This is a genomic window from Nocardia sp. SYP-A9097, from assembly GCF_009649815.1.
Taxonomy (GTDB): Bacteria; Actinomycetota; Actinomycetes; order Mycobacteriales; family Mycobacteriaceae; genus Nocardia.
The window spans coordinates 325,459-342,223 of the sequence record NZ_WJIC01000007.1; the positions used below are offsets into that span (position 1 = coordinate 325,459).

Consider the following 16,765-nt stretch of genomic DNA (forward strand, 5'->3'; position numbering starts at 1 on the left):
GATTTTCCTCAGGAGTTGAAGCGGTCATTGAAGCGGGTGTCGACGAAGTCGGTGATGGTCACCTTGCCGGGGATGAGACCCGCGCCGGTGAAGGCGTCGGCCACCGACTGCTCTTCGGCGATGGTGGCGTCGTCGAGCGGATGATGCTGGTATGAAGCGCGTTTCACCGCGATCAGGGTGATGTCGTATGGCACGCCGGTGATTTCGGAGGATTGCCTGGCCCAGGTCTCCGGATTCGATTTGATCCAGGTCTGCGCGCGCTGGATGTGGGTCAGCAGATCACGCAGTGCCGCCGAACTGGCCTTGTTGGCAAGGGCTTTGGTACCGGCCACGAAGAAGGAATCGCCGCGCAGGTATCCCTCGCCCGTCACCAGTGCCCGATTGCCGCTCTGTTCCGCCTGTGCCACATAGGGATCCCACACCGCCCAGGCATCGACCCGGCCGGTGGAGAGCGCCGCCAGCGCGTCGGCGGGCTGCAGATACTGCGGTTCGATATCGGCGAAGGTGAGACCGTTCTTGGCCAGCACGGTCAGCAGATGCTGATGAGCGGAACTGCCCTTGGTGACGGCGATCTTCTTGCCGCGCAGGTCTTTCGGATCCTTCAGCGCGGAATCCTTGGGCACCAGGATCGCCTGCCCGGTCAGTCCGCCGAAGTAGCTCGCCACAATCTTGATCTGCGATTTGGCGGCTGCCGCGAACACCGGCGGCGCGTTGCCGACACCACCCAGATCCACCGAACCCGCATTGATGGCCTCGAGAATCGGCGGCCCGGCGGTGAAGGTGGACCATTCCAGCTTGTACGGCAGGTTCTTGCCCTCGCCGGATACCTCGAGCAGGGCCTGCAGCGCCTGCCCCTTCTGGTCGCCGATATGCAGCGTCACCTGCGAAAGATCCACGGAGCCATCCGCGTTCACGCCCTTGGTGTTGTCGTCACCGCTCCCGCAGGCCGCGGTCGCGAGGGCCGCGGTGACCGCGAGGGCGGCGATGAGACGTCGGGTGATCATGTGGTTCCTTCCGGGTTCACGCCGAGTTCGGCGAGCAGACTCGCGCGCAGGGCGACGAATTCGGGGTGATCGCGGCGGCGTGGCCGCGGCAGGTCGATGCGCAGTTCGCGGGCGATCCGCCCGTCGGCGAGCACCAGGGCGCGATCGGCGAGCAGTAGCGCCTCGTCCACATCGTGGGTGACCAGCAGGACGCCGGGCCGGTGTTCGGCCCACAACTGCAGCACCAGGGTGTGAATGGTGATGCGGGTCAAGGCATCCAGTGCGCTGAAGGGTTCGTCCAACAGCAGTAGATCGGGTCCCCGGACCAGGGCGCGGGCCAGTGACGCGCGCTGTGCCTCGCCGCCGGAGAGGGTGAGCGGCCAGGCGTCGGCGCGGTCGGTCAGTCCGACCTCGGCCAGGGCGGCACGGGCAGCGTCCTTCGGATTCGCTTGCCGCAGACCGAGAGTGATATTGGCCAGTACTCGCTTCCACGGCACCAGGCGCGGTTCCTGGAAGGCGACGGCCACCTCATCGGGAACGGTGAGTTCGCCCTCGGTATCGCGATCGAGTCCCGCCAGCGCGCGCAGCAGGGTGGATTTCCCGGATCCGCTGCGGCCGAGCAGGGCCACGAATTCACCGCGACGAATATCCAGATCGATGCCGTGCAGGACCCGTCTTTCGCCGAAGTCCTTGACCAGACCGCGAACTCGGGTGTCGGCGGCCGATGTCACTGCGCCAGGAAGCCGCGTCGCCATGCCAGCGCTCTCCTTTCGATGATCCGGACGATCGCGTCGGTGAGCAGCCCGAGCACGCTGTAGACGAGCAGTCCGACCACGATCACGTCGGTGCGCAGGAATTCGCGGGCATTGTTGATCAGATAGCCGAGTCCCGCATCGGCATTCACCTGTTCGGCGACGATCAAGGCCAGCCAGGCCACGCCGAGCGATTGCCGCAATCCGACCAGGGTCTGCGGTAGTGCCCCCGGCAGCACTATGTGCCGGATGAGCGCCGCCCGCCCGAGCCGCTGCACCCGCGCGAGTTCGGCGAGTTTGCCGTCCACACTGCGGATTCCGGCAAAGGTGTTGAGGTACAACGGAATCGCCACACCGAAGGCCACCAGCACGATCTTGGGCAGCTCGCCGATCCCGAACCACAGAATGAACAGCGGAATCAGTCCGTAGAACGGCAGCGTGCGCAGCATCTGCAGAATCGGATCGACCAGGCTCTCCCCCACCCGGCTCAGCCCGGCGGCCAGCGCCAGTGCGATACCGGCGACCGCGCCGATGGCGAAGCCCAGCGCGGCCCGCTGCAGTGAGATGGTCAGCGCGTCGACGAGGGTGCCGTCGGAGATCAATTCCCCGGCCGTCCGCACCACGGTGACCGGCGAGGCCAGCAGTCGTTCGGGCAGCACCCCGGTGGCCGAGGCGACCTGCCACAGCAGCACCAGCAGCACCGGACTGATCAGCCGAACCCAGGAAATCGGCACGCCCGGCAGGCGTACCAGGCGCGGCCGAGCTGTAAATGGCCTGGCCTGCACGGCAACTGAAGACACGACAGCACCTCGGGCAATTGGGGGACGGGGACCGGGCGGCCGAGCCCTCCGGTCGCCTCGTTCGAGGTTGCCGCCCCGCGCACGGCTCGTCACCTGTTGGAATCCGTGTGATTCTTGATCAGCCGCATCCGGTGACTGCCACAATGGATCCGCGCCGAGGAGCAGAGGACGTAATGACCGGTCCGCATCGCCCGCTCACCGTCGGATCCCGGTTCGGCCCGTACCGGCTGATCGGGCGCGGTGGCATGGGCGAGGTGTATCAGGCCTATGACACGGTCAAGGACCGGACCGTGGCCATCAAGGTGCTCCCCGAACGGCTGGCGCAGGATCCGGTGTACCGGCAGCGTTTCCAGCGCGAATCGCGTGCGGCGGCGCGGTTGCGCGAGGCGCATGTGATTCCGATTCACGACTACGGCGAGATCGACGGGCGACTCTTCATCGATATGCGCCTGGTGGACGGCCACAGCCTGCGCGGTCTGCTCCACCGACACGGGCCGACGGCCCCGGGCCGCCCCGTCGGGATTATCGAGCAGATGGCCGCCGCGCTGGACGCCGCGCACAATGACGGTCTGCTGCCACCGGATCATCCGGAGGACGGCCCGAAAACCGAAGCGGCGCTGCTGATCTGGTTCCAGCGGAACTTCGGCTGAGATCGGAAGGGGTGATGCCGGGCTCCCTCCGCAGCTGGGAGCCCGGCACCGGGTCGGCACCGGTGTGGGCGGTGACGACGTTCTGGGAGTGCGCCGCTAGTGAGCGTCGCGCACGATCTCCACGGCCCGGGTGAGAATCCCGAGACCATGGTCGATTTCGTCCTCCGACGCGGTCAGCGGCGGCAGCAGCTTCACCACTTCGTCGGTGGATCCGGAGGTCTCCACCAGCAGGCCGAGTTCGAACGCGATCCGGCAGACCTTGGCGGCCTGCGAGGCATCGTCGAACACCAGGCCGTGCACCATGCCGCGACCGCGGGTGGAGATGCCATGGAAGTCGGTGGTCAGGGTGGTCAGATGTTGCTGGATGCGCGCACCTTTGGCGAGGGTGTCGAGCTCCATGCGATTGTCGGACCAGTAGTGCGTGAGCGCGACCTCACCGGTGATGAAGGCGGCGTTATTACCCCGGAAGGTGCCATTGTGCTCACCCGGAGCCCACTGGTCCAGCTCCGGCTTCATGAGTACCAGCGCCATCGGGAGCCCATATCCGCCAATGGATTTCGACAGCGTCACGATATCCGGATTGATGCCCGCGACCTCGAAGGAGAAGAACGGCCCGGTGCGCCCGCAGCCCATCTGCACATCGTCGACGATGAGCAGAATCCCACGCGCGGAACACATATCGGCGAGCGCGCGCAGCCATTCCGGGCGTGCGACATTCACCCCGCCCTCGCCCTGCACGGTCTCCACGATGACGGCGGCCGGCTTGTCGAGCCCGGACGAGCTGTCGTCCAGGGCGCGCCGCATCCACGAAAGCCCGTCCATGCCTTCGAGATACCCGTCGTAGGGCATCGGGGTGGCATGCACCAGCGGAACGCCCGCCCCGGCGCGCTTGGCCGCATTACCGGTGACCGACAGCGCGCCGAGCGTCATACCGTGAAAAGCGTTGGTGAAGTTGAGAACCGCGGTGCGCCCGGTGATCTTGCGAGCCAGTTTGAGCGCGGCCTCGACGGCATTGGCTCCGGTCGGCCCCGGGAACTGGACCTTGTACTCCAGCCCGCGCGGCGCGAGCAGCACGTCCCGAATGGTCTCCAGCAGACGGCGTTTGGCGACGGTGGACATATCCAGCCCGTGCGTGATGCCGTCGCTCATCAGGTAGTCGATGAGCGCCCGCTTGAGCACCGGATTGTTGTGCCCGTAGTTCAGCGACCCGGCCCCGGCGAAGAAGTCCAGATACTCCTTACCGTTCTCGTCGGTGAGCCAGGACCCGCGCGCGGCCTCGAAGACCGTCGGCCAGGAACGACAGTAACCGCGCACGTTGGATTCGAGGGTCTCGAATACGGTCGTCTCGGCCACGGTCATCGATCGTCCTAGCGTCGGAGCAAAGTGAAACAGGGATGTTTCTACCATTGATCGATGACGCGGCGGAGGGTTTTCGGCGAATCCGAACGAACAAGACGAAAGTGACGGCCGTCCCATCCGGAACGGACCGAGCATAGTCCGGTCGAACCGAACGAATCACACCCCGCACAGCGACGACCACACGAACAGTCCGTGCACGCGCCCCTCGGTACCCCGTTAGCTGGGAAACCGCTGTGCGCGAAGCACATTGCCGGTGCGGCCGTGTCGGGTAGTGTGAAACTCTTGTGCGTGCCGAGGTGGGGGTTTACTGGCAACTGGTGAAGGCCGGATTTCGCAGGCAGTCACACTATCGCCTGGCTCTGGTGGCGGGGCTCATCACGAATGTGGTGTTCGGATTCGTGCGGGCGGCCGTCTTGACGGCTGCGGTGCACGCCAATCATGGCTTCGGGGGTTACGACGCAGGCACCATCGGCGCGTACATCTGGTTGTCGCAGGGGCTGCTCGGCGCGATCGCGTTCTGGACGCTGCCCGATATCGTGGAGCGCATTCGCACCGGCGATGTGGCCATCGACTTCCTGCGGCCCATCGATATCCAATTCGCACATCTGGCCGAGTATCTGGGGCGGGCCGCGTACTCGCTGCTGCCGCGCGGATTGCCCAGCCTGCTCATCGGCGCACTCACCTTCGGGCTGGCGCTGCCGAATACCGCCGGACCGTATGTGCTGGGCGTGATCAGCGTGGCGGCGGCCATCGCACTCTCATTTCTGTCCATGTTCGCGGTATGCCTGGCCGGATTCTGGATGGTGGATACGCGCGGTCTGCGGGCGCTGCACATGATCTGCGGCACCTTCCTGGCCGGATTGTTCGCACCGCTGCATCTGTTCCCGGAGTGGTTGCGCGCCATCGCCTTTGCCACACCCTTCCCGTCCATGCTGCAGTGGCCCATCGATGTGATCTCCGGCCGTACCACCGGGCTCGCGGCGGTGGGAATTGTAGTGACGCAATGCCTCTGGCTCGGGGTACTGGTGCTGCTGGGCCGAGTGATATTGCGCGCCGGCCGCCGCAAACTGGAGGTGCAGGGTGGCTGAGACACCTTCCCGCCCTGCACGATTGGCGCCCTACCGGGCCGTGCTGGCCTCCCGCCTGCGCGCCCAGCGATCCTATCCGCTGTCCTTCGCCACCGATCTGTTCAGCGCCTTCCTGATCGGGCTGGTCGAGTTCGCCGAAATGTGGGTGATCTTCCACAATGTGCCGCAGCTGGGCGGACTCGAGCTGAACTCCATGCTGCTGCTGTTCGGGATGAGCAATACCAGCTTCGCGATGGCGGATATGCTTGTCGGGCACGCGGATACGCTGCCCGCCTATATCCGCATGGGTAAGCTGGACGCCTTCTATCTGCGCCCGCAACCGCTGCTGCTGCAACTCATGACCAGCGATATCGCCTTGCGCCGGGTGGCCCGCATAGCGGTCGCGGGGACCGTGCTCGGCTTCGGCCTGGCCCGCAATGACATTCACTGGAGCGCAGCACATATCGCCCTCTTCGCGATCACCCTCGGCTCGGGCGTCGCGATCTTCGCCGGACTCTTCGTGACCGCCGCCGGTGTGCAGTTCTTCCTCATCGACGGAGCCGAGCTGACCAATGCCTTCACCTACGGCGGCTCGTACGCGTCCATGCAACCGGCCTCGGTCTTCCCCACACCCATGAAACTCATCTTCGGATTCCTCATTCCGGTCGCCTTCACCTCGTACCTGCCCGCCATCGCACTGCTGGATCTACCCGGATCCGGACTGCTGCCGAGCTGGCTGGCATGGGCGTCCCCACTGGCGGCGCTGTGGGTTTGGGCACTCGCGCTGTACTGCTGGCGACTGGGTACCAGGCACTATCAAGGAGGCGGCGGGTGAGCGAACCGATAATCGACATCGACGGTCTGACAAGGACTTTCGTACTGCGGCGCAAGAACGGGCGGTGGCGCAGGCGGCGCGAGGTGCTCACGGCGGTGGACGATATGAGCTTCACCATCGAGCCCGGCGCGGCCGTCGGGTACATCGGCGCGAACGGTGCGGGCAAGTCCACCACCATCAAGATGATCACCGGCATTCTGGTGCCGACGACCGGGCGACTACGTACCTGCGGGCTCGATCCGGTGCGGCAGCGGCGCGAACTGGCGAGCCGAATCGGGGTGGTGTTCGGGCAGCGCTCGCAGCTGTGGTGGGATCTGCCACTGCGCGAATCGTTTTCGATCCTGTCGGCCATTCACCGGCTGGAACCCGGTGCGGCGCAACGGCGCACCGCGGAGCTGGTGGAGCAGCTGGAGATGGGCAGCACCCTGGACACCCCGGTGCGGCAGCTCTCACTCGGGCAGCGGATGCGCGCCGAGGTCGCCGCGGCGCTACTGCACTCGCCGGAGCTGGTAATCCTGGATGAGCCGACCATCGGCCTGGATGTGTTGTCCAAGCAGCGATTACGCGAATTCCTGCGGCATGAGCGCAGCAGCCGCGGCACCACACTGCTGCTCACCACACACGATATGGGAGATATCGAGCGGCTGTGTGACCGCGTACTGGTGGTCGATCAGGGCAGTCTGGTCTACGACGGTTCGCTCACCGGATTGGCCGCCACCGTCGGCGCGCACCGGGTGCTGACCGTCGATCTGGCCGAGCCCACCCTGGATCTCACCGATCTACCGGGTGCGAAACTGCTCGGCAGCGAGGGCGGCGGTATCCGCCAGCGGCTCGCCTTCGATACCGAGATCACCACGGCCGCACAGCTGCTCGCGGCGGTGTCGGCGCGGGCCGAGGTGCGCGACCTGTCCATCGAGGAACCCGATATCGAGGATGTGGTGCGCCGCATCTACGAGGCTGCGGCGCACCCGCTTTCGTGAATCCCGCCCTGGTTAAGACAGTTCCGAATCGTGGCTCAGATGCTGTTCGGGCTCATGCGGCCCTTGATCCAGCCGGAACGGCGGGTACACGTCGGTCATCAGACCGCCGTAGGCGTACACCCGGATGGCCCAGCGGTTGACGCCGACCACGAAATCGTAGAGCCCGCGCGGGTACTGTCCGGTGAAAAGCAAGGCGATCGCCGCGACGAGCAACAGAATCGGCAGCAGCGTGAACTGATTCCGGCCGCCACCCATCAATGCCGCGATGATCAAGTAGTGCGGGATGGCCAGTAGCCACCATTTGACCAGAACCAGCCAGCGGTTCAGTTGCTCTGGATAGTCGATCTCCAGATCGGCCGGATAGTTGGGATCGGGTTCCAGGCTGAACGGTGGATACCTGTCGGTACCCAAAACCGTGTAGCCATAGAACCGCACCCGCCACGACCAGCGCTTCACACCCACATTGAAATCGAAGAGTGCGCGCGGAAAGCTGCCGGTGAAGAGAATGGCGAAGAAAGCCACGATCGTGACGACGAAATAGGCGATGTACAGGAAGATCAACACGATCACATGTGGAATGGCAAGTATCCACTTAACCAGCCACATCCAGCGGGTCAACCCCGGATCGAGATCGCCGCGCACCCGCACGGGATAACCGGGAGCACTTGGTTGCATGATGCACTCCTCTCGAGCGCCGGCGACCGCGATGTCGGGCGCCGGAAACAGCGGTGCTGCCGTTGTTCACACCATTGTCTTCCCCCGGACGCGAAGATCACATCTGCTTCTCACCTATTGTGAGCAGATTTGTAATAGCGCAAACCCGGTCGAGTTTCACCCGCCACACCCGTCACATTCGAATTGCGGCGAACGCCTGATTGTGCGACGTTGCTGATTATTCCCCCCGTGCACTCGGCCGAGTCGGCACGGACGGCCGATGTTCAGGAGTGAGTGTGAATTTGCGTCCGGCACGCTTGTTGCCGCGCGGTAACGTAATCCTCACGCCCGCACTGGAATTCCTGCGACCCCCGACAATTCGAGCGCGACTGCGCCGAATTCTGCTGGTCGCGGTGGCGCTGGTGCTGGCACTGCTCGCCGTCATCATCAACGGCGAGGTCATGCGCTACCGCGATACCGGAAGTGCCGCGCACGCTGTGGATCTCGCGCTCGCGGTGCAGGATCTGGTGCACGAGGTGCAGCGCGAGCGCGGGCTCACCAATGGCCTGCTGGGTGGCGACGAAACGGCGCGACCCGCCGTCACCGCCCAGCGCACCGCGGTGGATACCGCACTGCGGCAACTGAATCGGGAACTGGCCGAGAACGCACCCGGCTCGGATCAGGTGCGCGGCGCACTCGATCAGTTCTCCGGAATCAGCGCCAAACGCGGCGATGTGGACGCACGCCGCATCGACCGATCGTCCTCGTTCACGTTCTACACCAGCGCGATTCTCGCCTTGAATCAGGCGCGGCCGGGTTTGGAGACCGCGCAGGACAGCTCGCTGTGGCGCGGTATGCAGACGCTGTACGCGCTCGGAGACGTCAAGGAGTTCACCGCACAGCAGCGCGGATTCCTCAATGGCGTCTTCTCCGCCGGCTCGTTCGGCTCGGGCGAGTACGTGCAGTTCCTCGACATCCGCGCCGGAAAGCAGTCCGCCATCACGGCTTTCGAGCGCAATGCCACCTCCGAGGAGCGCTCGCAGCTCTACGCCGCCATGCGCACCGACGAATCGGTGCGCGCCGCCGAGGCCGAGGCGGTCGCCATCGGATCGATGCGCGGGCCGCTGATGGAGCCGGTGAATCCGGCGGACTGGTGGCGCGAGATGACCTCGGTCATCGACTCCGAGCGCGGCGTACAGCGCTTCGTCGGCGATGAAATCCACTCGCGCGCGGGCGAATTGCGACGCGACGCCGCGATCGTATTGGCGCTGTACGTACTCGCCGCGCTCACCGCCATCGGCGCCATGATCGCGGTGGTGATCAGCACCGCGCGCGCCATCATCCGGCCACTGGCCGACCTCGCGGCCGAGGCCGACGCGGTCTCCGGACAGCGCCTGCCGCAGCTCATCACCGACTGGCAGGACAGCTCCGGGAGTGATCCCGCGCCACCGGAACCGGTCAAGGCCGATGCCACCGCGGGCGAGGAAATCGCCTCGGTGGCACGGGCTTTGGACCGGGTGCAGGCCACCGCCTTCGAACTCGCCTCGGCGCAGGCGCGCCTGCGCCGCAACACCACCGAATCGCTGTCGAATCTGGCCCGGCGCAATCAGAATCTGGTGCGCCGGCAACTCGGTCTGATCAGCGATTTCGAGCGCGAGGAGCTCGATCCGAAGGCACTCTCCAATCTCTTCGAACTCGACCATCTGGCAACACGTATGCGGCGCAATGCCGAAAGCCTGCTGGTGCTGGTCGGCGAGTCCAGTCCGCGCCGCTGGGCGCAGTCCATTCCACTCACCGATGTGATCCGCGCGGGCCTGTCCGAGGTGGACGATTACCGCCGTGTTGTCATGCGCCGCCTGGACGATGCCGCCGTCGCGGGCTCGGCGGTGAGCGAACTGGCGCATATGCTCGCCGAGCTCATCGAGAACGGATTGGCCTTCAGCCCACCGGATCTCGAAGTGGAGATCTACGGTCGGCGGCAGGGCCAGCGCTATCTCATCGCGATTGTCGATCACGGTGTGGGCATGCCCACCGAACAACTCGCCATTGCCAATGCCCGGCTGCGCGGTGAGGCCGATTTCCTGGTCGCGCCCACCCGCTACCTCGGGCATTTCGTCGTCGGCCGCCTCGCCCAGCGCCTGGGCATCGAGGTGGAGCTCACCGTCTCCCCCGTCAGCGGCGTGGTCGCGCGGCTGCTGCTGCCCGAGGCCCTGCTCGGGGACCAAGCGCGTCCGGCCGTCCCCGAGGTCGGTGCCCTGGACGCCAAACACGCTGCCACCGCCGAACTTCCGACCACCATGCCCGAACCCAGCTATGGCCGGCACCGCCCCGCCCCGGCCCCGCCTGCCGCGGTCGGCACGCCCGAAGTGGTGACCGCCGGTGAGACCGATCGCAATGCCGAGCTCGCCTTCACCACCGGAACGCTGACCACCGCCGCGATCATCGAACCGGTCGACCCGCGCGGCAGATACGCCAATGGCGCGCGCAGCGTTCCGACCGTCGGCAGTTCGGTCAAACTCATCCCGCTCGGCGAGGCTCCCGATAGCGGCGCGGCGCAGCACCTTTCGGCCGGACCCGCGGTCGTCGCGTCCGCACCGGGCACGGGGCAACCGGACAATCCCGCCGCTACCTCCGGCGCGGCGCGGGCATCCTCACCGGAAGCAGCCTCCGGTGTTACGGCTTCCGCCCCGCAGGTGCAACGCACACGAAACGGTCTCGTCAAGCGCAGCAGGAAGACTCGTGAGAATTCGGGTGCCACGCCGGGTGGCGCCCAACCCGCGCCGCCGTCCCCGCCGGCCGCCCCGCAGGCCGACCGCACCCCGGAAGAGGTGCGCGGCATGCTGGCCGGTTTCCGGGCCGGGCATCAGCGTGGCGAACGCGGTGTGCCGCTCGGTAATACGGGCGCACCCGCCCGGCCCGGCTCGAACAACCAGGAGGACCGCAGGTGACGACCCATTACACCGAGACCGACCCGCACGCGTTCAATTGGCTGCTGGCCGATTTCGTACGCGGCACCGACGGCGTGCGCGATGCCGTCGCCGTCTCCTCCGACGGATTGCTCATGGCCAAGTCCGAGGGCCTGGATCGGAGCGGGGCGGACCGGCTCGCGGCCATTGTCTCCGGGCTTACCAGCCTGGGCCGAAGCGCCTCGCGCAGTTACGATTTCGACGGTCTGCGGCTGATTATGATCGAAATGGGCCGCGGTTTCCTCCTGGTGTCGTCCATGACCAATGGCAGCTGCGTCGGCGTCATCGCCGACCACAATGCCGATGTGGGCCTGGTCGGATATCAAATGGCCATTCTCGCCGAACGCGCCGGCGCGCTGCTCACTCCCGCGCTCATTACCGAACTGCGGGAATCGCTGGGCCGATGAATGATTCGACCGGAGCGGCCGAAGCCGATGCACAGGTGGTGCGACCGTTCATGATGACCGCCGGGCGCACCACTCCCCTGGTCGACGGGCTGCGCATCGAAACCCTGGTGCGGGCCTCCCCGGCCGCGCTCTCGGCCCCACTGCGCTTCGAATTGGAGCGGGTGGTGCGACTGTGCCAGCGACCGCACTCCATTGCCGAGATCGGGGCCGCGCTGCGGGTGCCGATCGGGGTGGCGCGGGTGCTGGTCAGCGATCTGGTCGCCGCCGGTCATGTGACGGTGAGCCAGGGTAGTGAATTGTCCATCTCCGCGATCGAAAGGATCCGGGATCTTGTTCGGGCACTCTGAGACTTCCTCCCCCGCCCCGCTCGCCTCCTCGGTGAAGATTGTGGTCAGCGGCGGATTCGGCGTCGGCAAAACCACGCTCATCGGGGCCATCTCCGAAATCGAACCGCTCGCCACCGAGGCCGCCATGACCGAGGTCTCGGTCGGCATCGACACCCCCGGCCGCGATACCGGCAAAACCACCACCACGGTGGCGCTGGACTTCGGTCGCATCACCCTCGACAAATCCCTGGTGCTCTACCTGTTCGGCACACCCGGCCAGGAACGCTTCGAATTCCTCTGGGACGACCTACTCGACGGCGCGCTCGGCGGAGTGATCATGGTCGACACCGATCGCGTCGAAGACTGCTACCCGGTGCTCGACTACTTCGAACGGCGCCACACCCCATTCGTGGTGGCGGTCAACCGATTCGAAGCCGCACCGGCCTTCGAACTCGACGAGGTCCGCGAAGCCCTGGACATCAACCCGACCATCCAACTCCTGGAATGCGATGCGCGAGACCGGGAATCGGTCAAGACGATCCTCGTAGCCCTGCTCGAACAAATACTCCAGGCCCGCCGCTCCCCCGCCCTGGCACACTGAGCCCTGCCCTCCGCAGCAGACCCGGGTTCAACAAAAAAGTCCGCCCCGAGTGCGAACGCACTCGGGGCGGTGTCCCGAAAACCCTTGTCGGGATTAAGGTTTAACGGCCGCCGAAGGAGCCGGTGAAGAGGGTGTCGATGATGCCGCTGAACGCAGCGCTACCGGTGCTGAACAGGCCATGGAGGGCAGCGGAACCGGTATCGATGATGACGGGAATCATTAGTTTTTCAAACCTCTCTGTTTGTCTCGCCGCCGTGCGGGATTTCCATCCGGCGACGTGACCCACCCTGCAGGGGTTGCCTTACACAACCCTGATCAGTAGCTGAGAGATAGCTGAGTTGACGCGTGTCCCCCGCCACACTAGCGAGGCGCGTGCCCCTCCGCCGAATACAGGCTCACTTCACCGTCTTCGCCCAGGAAAGCGTTGACCAGCATCGTCCCCGACGCCCGCAACTCCTCCGGGGTCGGCACGGCGATGGTGACCGAGATCTGCGGTACCGCAGCCCAATTCACGACATAGCGTTCGGGCGGTCCGTCATCACCGGAAAGGTGCGCGAGCCGGAACACCGACACCCGCCGGCGAACAATCAGAGTGCGCACGACTTCGGCGATTCGCTCCGGGTCTTCCAGCGCGAACATGAAACCGAAGCGAAGCTCCGGTGAGGACGCATATGCGGACACAAACACCCAGGCTAACGGAGTGCGCGGCACACCGCTCCCGGCGCGCCGCACCGATAGCTATTCATAAGCCTGGGTAACGGGCTCGGGTGTCGATCTGCCACCTTTCGCAGCACCCACGTGACCCAGTTGTAATGCTGTGTAACGATTCTCCGGCAGGTTCGCCGATCCGGCGCCGATTGGTTGCGCCCGTCCGACTATCGCGCTTTCCTGAATATGTCCCGTATTTCGGACAGTCTCCCCATCGCACCGTCGCGAATTTCCCGGTTTCTTCACCGTGCCGTTTGTGGTGGGCTGTGCGTCCGGCGTGCGGGCCTGCGCCGGAGCCGAGGGGAGCCCCTCCCCGAAACCTCCTCGGCTCTGGCGCATCCAAAACTGCACTGGCTAAGGGTGGGAAATATGGCAACCGAATACACCGGTACGGGGTACGGAGCCGAGCTTCCATCGCCGACAACGTTGCTGCGAGCCTTCCGCGAACCCGTCACCGCGATCCTGTCCGAACCCGCCGCCGACCCGCGCGCCCGCGAGGTCCTCGAAGCGGCCCATGACCTGGTGCAATGTCATGAGCGACGGCACCAAGCACAGGCGGCGGCGCACACCACCGGAGCCACGCCACGACGCGTGGCCGCCTGCATTCGAACGGTGGAGGATATCGACGCGCGACGCACCGAACTGGTGGCTCGCATCGACGAATGGGTGGCGATCAATATCCCGCATCGGTCCGGGGCCTCACTGCATACCGAGACCCTGGGCGCGGTGATCGACCGGATGGCCGCGAAATGGGTTGCGGCGCAACAGGCTTTGGGAGTTCCGCCACCGGAGACCGCGCCCCGGGTGAAGCTCACCGAGGGCCGCGGACGCCGACGTGGCAGCAGTCCGCACCTGGGTGAGCCGCCCCGGCACGCGGACAGCGAGGCGCACCTGCAGTGGTATCGCCTCGCCGAACTCGCCGATGGTTACAAGGATCTGATCACCGAGGTGGCACAACACCGCAGACGGCTGCCGGTGTGGTGAAAGCTCCTCGGCGAGAACACATCCCGCCGCGGTCGAGTACGGATCAGTAGCGGTCGACGACCTCGGCGTCGATCACCGCACCGGCGGCCGGCACACTCGGCGGCGGCGTATCCGCTTGCGCGACAGGGGCTTCCGGCTCATCGTCGAAATCCCCATCGGCTGCCGAGTCGGCCCGGTTCGCCCGCGCGTCCTGCTGTGCCGCCGCGGCGGCCTCGCGCATCTCGATGGCGTCGGTGATCCAGTCGCCGATCTCCTTGGTCACCTCGGCGACGGTGCCGGTGATGATCGAGGCGATAGCGCCGACGTGCCGTGCTCCGGACGACGTCAGTTCCTGGATCAGATCCTTATTGCTCTCGAATTTGGAGATCATCTACACGCCCACTTCGCTGTCCTGCCCCCGGCGCACCACGATAACACCGGCAGGTTGCGGCTTCCCGGCGAGCACCGGCGGCAGCGCCAGCTTGAACAGCTTCGCCCACACCGAACCGATCTGCTGACTGAAGCTGCCCGTGTTGTACGGCAATCCGTGCTTCTCGCAGAGCGCCTTCACCTCGGGCGCGATCTCCGGATACCGGTTGGCGGGCAGGTCCGGGAACAGGTGGTGTTCGATCTGATGCGAAAGATTGCCACTCATGATGTGGAACAGCCGACTGCCGTCGATATTGGCCGAGCCGAGCATCTGGCGCACGTACCACTCGCCCTGGGTCTCCTCGGCGCATTCCTCCTCGGAGAACGTCTGTACACCCGAGGGGAAGTGCCCGCAGAAGATGATCGAGAAGGTCCACAGATTGCGCGCGATATTGGCGGTGAAGTTGCCCGCGAGAGTGGACAGGAACAGCGGTCCCGTCAGCGCCGGGAAGACCACATAATCCTTGAGCACCTGCCGCCCGGCCTTGCGCGCCTGCCCTTTGAGCAGGGCTTTCACATCCGACCACTTGCGCTTGCCCTGGACGATGTTCTCCACCTCCAGGTCATGCCCCATCACGCCCCATTCGAACGCGAGCATGAGGAAGAACGCGTAGACGGGATTGCCCAGTCGCATCGGATTCCACGGCTGCGCCTCGTCCACGCGCAGGATGCCGTAGCCGATATCCCGGTCCATGCCATGGATATTGGTGAACGTATGGTGCAGGTAATTGTGCGAGTGCCGCCACTGATCGCCCGGGCATACGTTGTCCCATTCGAAGACCCGCGAGTTCAGGCCGGGTTCACGCATCCAGTCGTACTGGCCGTGCATGACATTGTGGCCGATCTCCATATTGTCGAGAATCTTCGACACGGACAGCGCGGCCACGCCCGCCAGCCAGAACGGCGGCAGGAAGCCCAGGTACATGAGCCCGCGCCCGGCAATCTCGAAACCGCGCTGCGCCTTGATGATCGAGTAGATGTATTCGCGATCCCGCTCGCCCAGATCGTCGGTGACGCGGGCACGGATCTCGTCGAGTGCCGCGCCGATCTCCTCGATCTGCTCGCGGCTCAGGACTACGGGACCTGCGGGTGTTTCGGTAAGCATCGCCATGATGTGCTCCCTCAAATTGCGATGTCGACGTCCCCGACGGGGGCGTTGATACAGAGTTGGATGGGCTGGTCGGGGTCGGCGTCGACCTCGCCCGTGCGGAGATTTCGGGTGCAACCGCTCACCTTGACGGCCGTGCAGGTGAAGCAGATCCCCATGCGGCAGCCGTATTCCGGTGTGAGACCGGCGGATTCGGCCTGTTCGAGCAGGCTCGCACCGGTGTTCTCGATGCTCTTGCCGCTGCCGGAGAAGGTGATCTCTCCCTCGGCGGTGGTGGGATCGCCGGGTACGACGGTGAGGGTGAACTCCTCGCTGTGCAGCCGGTCGGCGAGTTGTTCGGCCTTGTAGACGGTGCGCACGGCCTTCATGAGTCCGGGCGGGCCGCACAGGTAGGTCTGCGCGGAGGCGAACCAGGGCGCGAGCCGCTCCAACTCGTCATAGTTGAAGTTGGCGTCGGTGCCGAGTTCTGGATAAAGCATTTCGACACGGAAGTTGTTGTGCTGCAGGGCGAGTGCCTCCAGCTCGGTGCGATGCGGCACCCATTCCGGTGAACGGTTGTAGTGCAGGAACAACACCTTGCCCGCATACCCTTCGGTGGCGAGGGTACGCAGCATGGACAGCGCGGGCGTGATGCCGCTGCCGCCGGTGATGAGCACAATCCGGTCCGGCCGCTGCTCGGGCAGGTGGAAAACCCCGGCCGCGGGCGCGAGGTCGACCACCATGCCGGGAATCGCGTTCTCATGCAGGTAGTTCGAGACCAGGCCGTGCGGATGCGCCTTGACGGTGAGTTCGATGTGCTTGTCGCGGCGGCGGTCGCTGTTCACCGGTGAATAGCAACGGGTATGGCGCACACCGTCGATGACCACGCCGATCTGCACGTACTGCCCGGCCATATGCCCCTGCCACTGCCGGGTCGGGCGCAGCGTGAGCGTCACCGAGCCGACCGCGCTACGGCGCACGTGCGTGATCTCGGCGCGCATCTGGCGCAGCGTGAAGGTGGGCCGGACCAGTTCCAGGTAGCGGTCCAGCGGGTGCGGGGTGGTCAGCTTCTCCACGAGGTCGATGAGTCCAACCATGCGGGCCTCCTGTCGCGTCGCCGGGCTGCGGCGACGCCCTCTGCTCGGTTGACGGGCACTCGATTTCGGTGCACATCTGTACACTGAACTAGTGTGCCGCG

18 protein-coding genes are annotated in these 16,765 nt (G+C 65.6%); 9 read left to right on the forward strand and 9 right to left on the reverse strand.

Annotation, left to right across the window (positions count from 1 at the left end; all coding sequences use genetic code 11):
- Positions 1-8: 8 nt before the first annotated feature.
- The 3 genes from GFY24_RS17825 to GFY24_RS17835 are packed head-to-tail and all read right to left on the reverse strand — an operon-like array spanning position 9 to position 2,535.
- Positions 9-1,004, reverse strand: a complete 996-nt coding sequence (locus tag GFY24_RS17825; RefSeq protein WP_153806144.1) for an ABC transporter substrate-binding protein — start codon at positions 1,002-1,004, stop codon at positions 9-11.
- A complete protein-coding gene (locus tag GFY24_RS17830) occupies positions 1,001-1,738 on the reverse strand; it encodes an ABC transporter ATP-binding protein (protein ID WP_153806145.1) in 738 nt (245 codons plus the stop codon). The genes GFY24_RS17825 and GFY24_RS17830 overlap by 4 nt, the downstream gene beginning before the upstream one ends.
- On the reverse strand, positions 1,711-2,535 hold the full coding sequence (locus GFY24_RS17835; RefSeq protein ID WP_309230981.1) for an ABC transporter permease: 825 nt from the start codon (positions 2,533-2,535) through the stop codon (positions 1,711-1,713). Before GFY24_RS17835 ends, GFY24_RS17830 begins: the two co-directional genes overlap by 28 nt.
- Before the next feature lie 173 nt (positions 2,536-2,708).
- Between GFY24_RS17835 and GFY24_RS17840 the strand changes: the two genes are divergently transcribed.
- Positions 2,709-3,185 carry a serine/threonine-protein kinase gene (locus GFY24_RS17840; protein WP_153806146.1) on the forward strand — a complete coding sequence of 159 codons (477 nt, stop codon included), beginning with the start codon at positions 2,709-2,711 and terminating at the stop codon, positions 3,183-3,185.
- A 96-nt stretch (positions 3,186-3,281) separates the two neighbouring features.
- Here GFY24_RS17840 and ectB read toward each other — a convergent pair whose 3' ends face one another.
- Positions 3,282-4,544 carry a diaminobutyrate--2-oxoglutarate transaminase gene (gene ectB, locus GFY24_RS17845; RefSeq protein ID WP_153806147.1) on the reverse strand — a complete coding sequence of 421 codons (1,263 nt, stop codon included), beginning with the start codon at positions 4,542-4,544 and terminating at the stop codon, positions 3,282-3,284.
- A 284-nt stretch (positions 4,545-4,828) separates the two neighbouring features.
- Between ectB and GFY24_RS17850 the strand changes: the two genes are divergently transcribed.
- Genes GFY24_RS17850 through GFY24_RS17860 form a run of 3 tightly spaced genes read left to right on the forward strand, consistent with a single transcriptional unit; the run spans position 4,829 to position 7,426 of the window.
- The gene (locus GFY24_RS17850; protein ID WP_309230982.1) at positions 4,829-5,632 is read left to right on the forward strand and encodes an ABC-2 family transporter protein; all 804 of its coding nucleotides are present in this window, start codon (positions 4,829-4,831) and stop codon (positions 5,630-5,632) included.
- The gene (locus GFY24_RS17855; RefSeq protein ID WP_309230983.1) at positions 5,625-6,446 is read left to right on the forward strand and encodes an ABC-2 family transporter protein; all 822 of its coding nucleotides are present in this window, start codon (positions 5,625-5,627) and stop codon (positions 6,444-6,446) included. The genes GFY24_RS17850 and GFY24_RS17855 overlap by 8 nt, the downstream gene beginning before the upstream one ends.
- The gene (locus GFY24_RS17860; RefSeq protein WP_309230984.1) at positions 6,443-7,426 is read left to right on the forward strand and encodes an ATP-binding cassette domain-containing protein; all 984 of its coding nucleotides are present in this window, start codon (positions 6,443-6,445) and stop codon (positions 7,424-7,426) included. The genes GFY24_RS17855 and GFY24_RS17860 overlap by 4 nt, the downstream gene beginning before the upstream one ends.
- Positions 7,427-7,438: 12 nt before the next feature.
- On the opposite strand, the gene GFY24_RS17865 is transcribed toward GFY24_RS17860, so the two are convergent.
- Positions 7,439-8,101: a DUF4389 domain-containing protein gene (locus GFY24_RS17865; protein WP_153806149.1), complete on the reverse strand. Its 663-nt coding sequence runs from the start codon at positions 8,099-8,101 to the stop codon at positions 7,439-7,441.
- A 275-nt stretch (positions 8,102-8,376) separates the two neighbouring features.
- Between GFY24_RS17865 and GFY24_RS17870 the strand changes: the two genes are divergently transcribed.
- Genes GFY24_RS17870 through GFY24_RS17885 form a run of 4 tightly spaced genes read left to right on the forward strand, consistent with a single transcriptional unit; the run spans position 8,377 to position 12,380 of the window.
- Entirely contained in the window at positions 8,377-11,028 is a 2,652-nt protein-coding gene (locus GFY24_RS17870; RefSeq protein WP_309230985.1) for a nitrate- and nitrite sensing domain-containing protein, read from the forward strand.
- Positions 11,025-11,453 (forward strand): roadblock/LC7 domain-containing protein, encoded by a 429-nt coding sequence (locus GFY24_RS17875; RefSeq protein WP_309230986.1) that lies wholly within the window; start codon positions 11,025-11,027, stop codon positions 11,451-11,453. The genes GFY24_RS17870 and GFY24_RS17875 overlap by 4 nt, the downstream gene beginning before the upstream one ends.
- Positions 11,450-11,800: a DUF742 domain-containing protein gene (locus GFY24_RS17880; protein WP_153806150.1), complete on the forward strand. Its 351-nt coding sequence runs from the start codon at positions 11,450-11,452 to the stop codon at positions 11,798-11,800. Before GFY24_RS17875 ends, GFY24_RS17880 begins: the two co-directional genes overlap by 4 nt.
- Entirely contained in the window at positions 11,781-12,380 is a 600-nt protein-coding gene (locus GFY24_RS17885) for an ATP/GTP-binding protein (protein ID WP_309231004.1), read from the forward strand. Before GFY24_RS17880 ends, GFY24_RS17885 begins: the two co-directional genes overlap by 20 nt.
- A 360-nt stretch (positions 12,381-12,740) precedes the next feature.
- On the opposite strand, the gene GFY24_RS17890 is transcribed toward GFY24_RS17885, so the two are convergent.
- Complete coding sequence (locus tag GFY24_RS17890) at positions 12,741-13,061, reverse strand: hypothetical protein (protein WP_309230987.1); 321 nt, start codon at positions 13,059-13,061, stop codon at positions 12,741-12,743.
- A 396-nt stretch (positions 13,062-13,457) separates the two neighbouring features.
- Between GFY24_RS17890 and GFY24_RS17895 the strand changes: the two genes are divergently transcribed.
- On the forward strand, positions 13,458-14,072 hold the full coding sequence (locus GFY24_RS17895) for a DUF4254 domain-containing protein (protein WP_153806152.1): 615 nt from the start codon (positions 13,458-13,460) through the stop codon (positions 14,070-14,072).
- Between the two features lie 43 nt (positions 14,073-14,115).
- On the opposite strand, the gene GFY24_RS17900 is transcribed toward GFY24_RS17895, so the two are convergent.
- The 3 genes from GFY24_RS17900 to GFY24_RS17910 are packed head-to-tail and all read right to left on the reverse strand — an operon-like array spanning position 14,116 to position 16,664.
- A complete protein-coding gene (locus GFY24_RS17900) occupies positions 14,116-14,442 on the reverse strand; it encodes a hypothetical protein (RefSeq protein WP_153806153.1) in 327 nt (108 codons plus the stop codon).
- On the reverse strand, positions 14,443-15,591 hold the full coding sequence (locus GFY24_RS17905; RefSeq protein ID WP_153806154.1) for an acyl-CoA desaturase: 1,149 nt from the start codon (positions 15,589-15,591) through the stop codon (positions 14,443-14,445).
- An 11-nt stretch (positions 15,592-15,602) separates the two neighbouring features.
- On the reverse strand, positions 15,603-16,664 hold the full coding sequence (locus GFY24_RS17910) for a ferredoxin reductase (protein ID WP_153806155.1): 1,062 nt from the start codon (positions 16,662-16,664) through the stop codon (positions 15,603-15,605).
- Positions 16,665-16,765 lie beyond the last annotated feature (101 nt).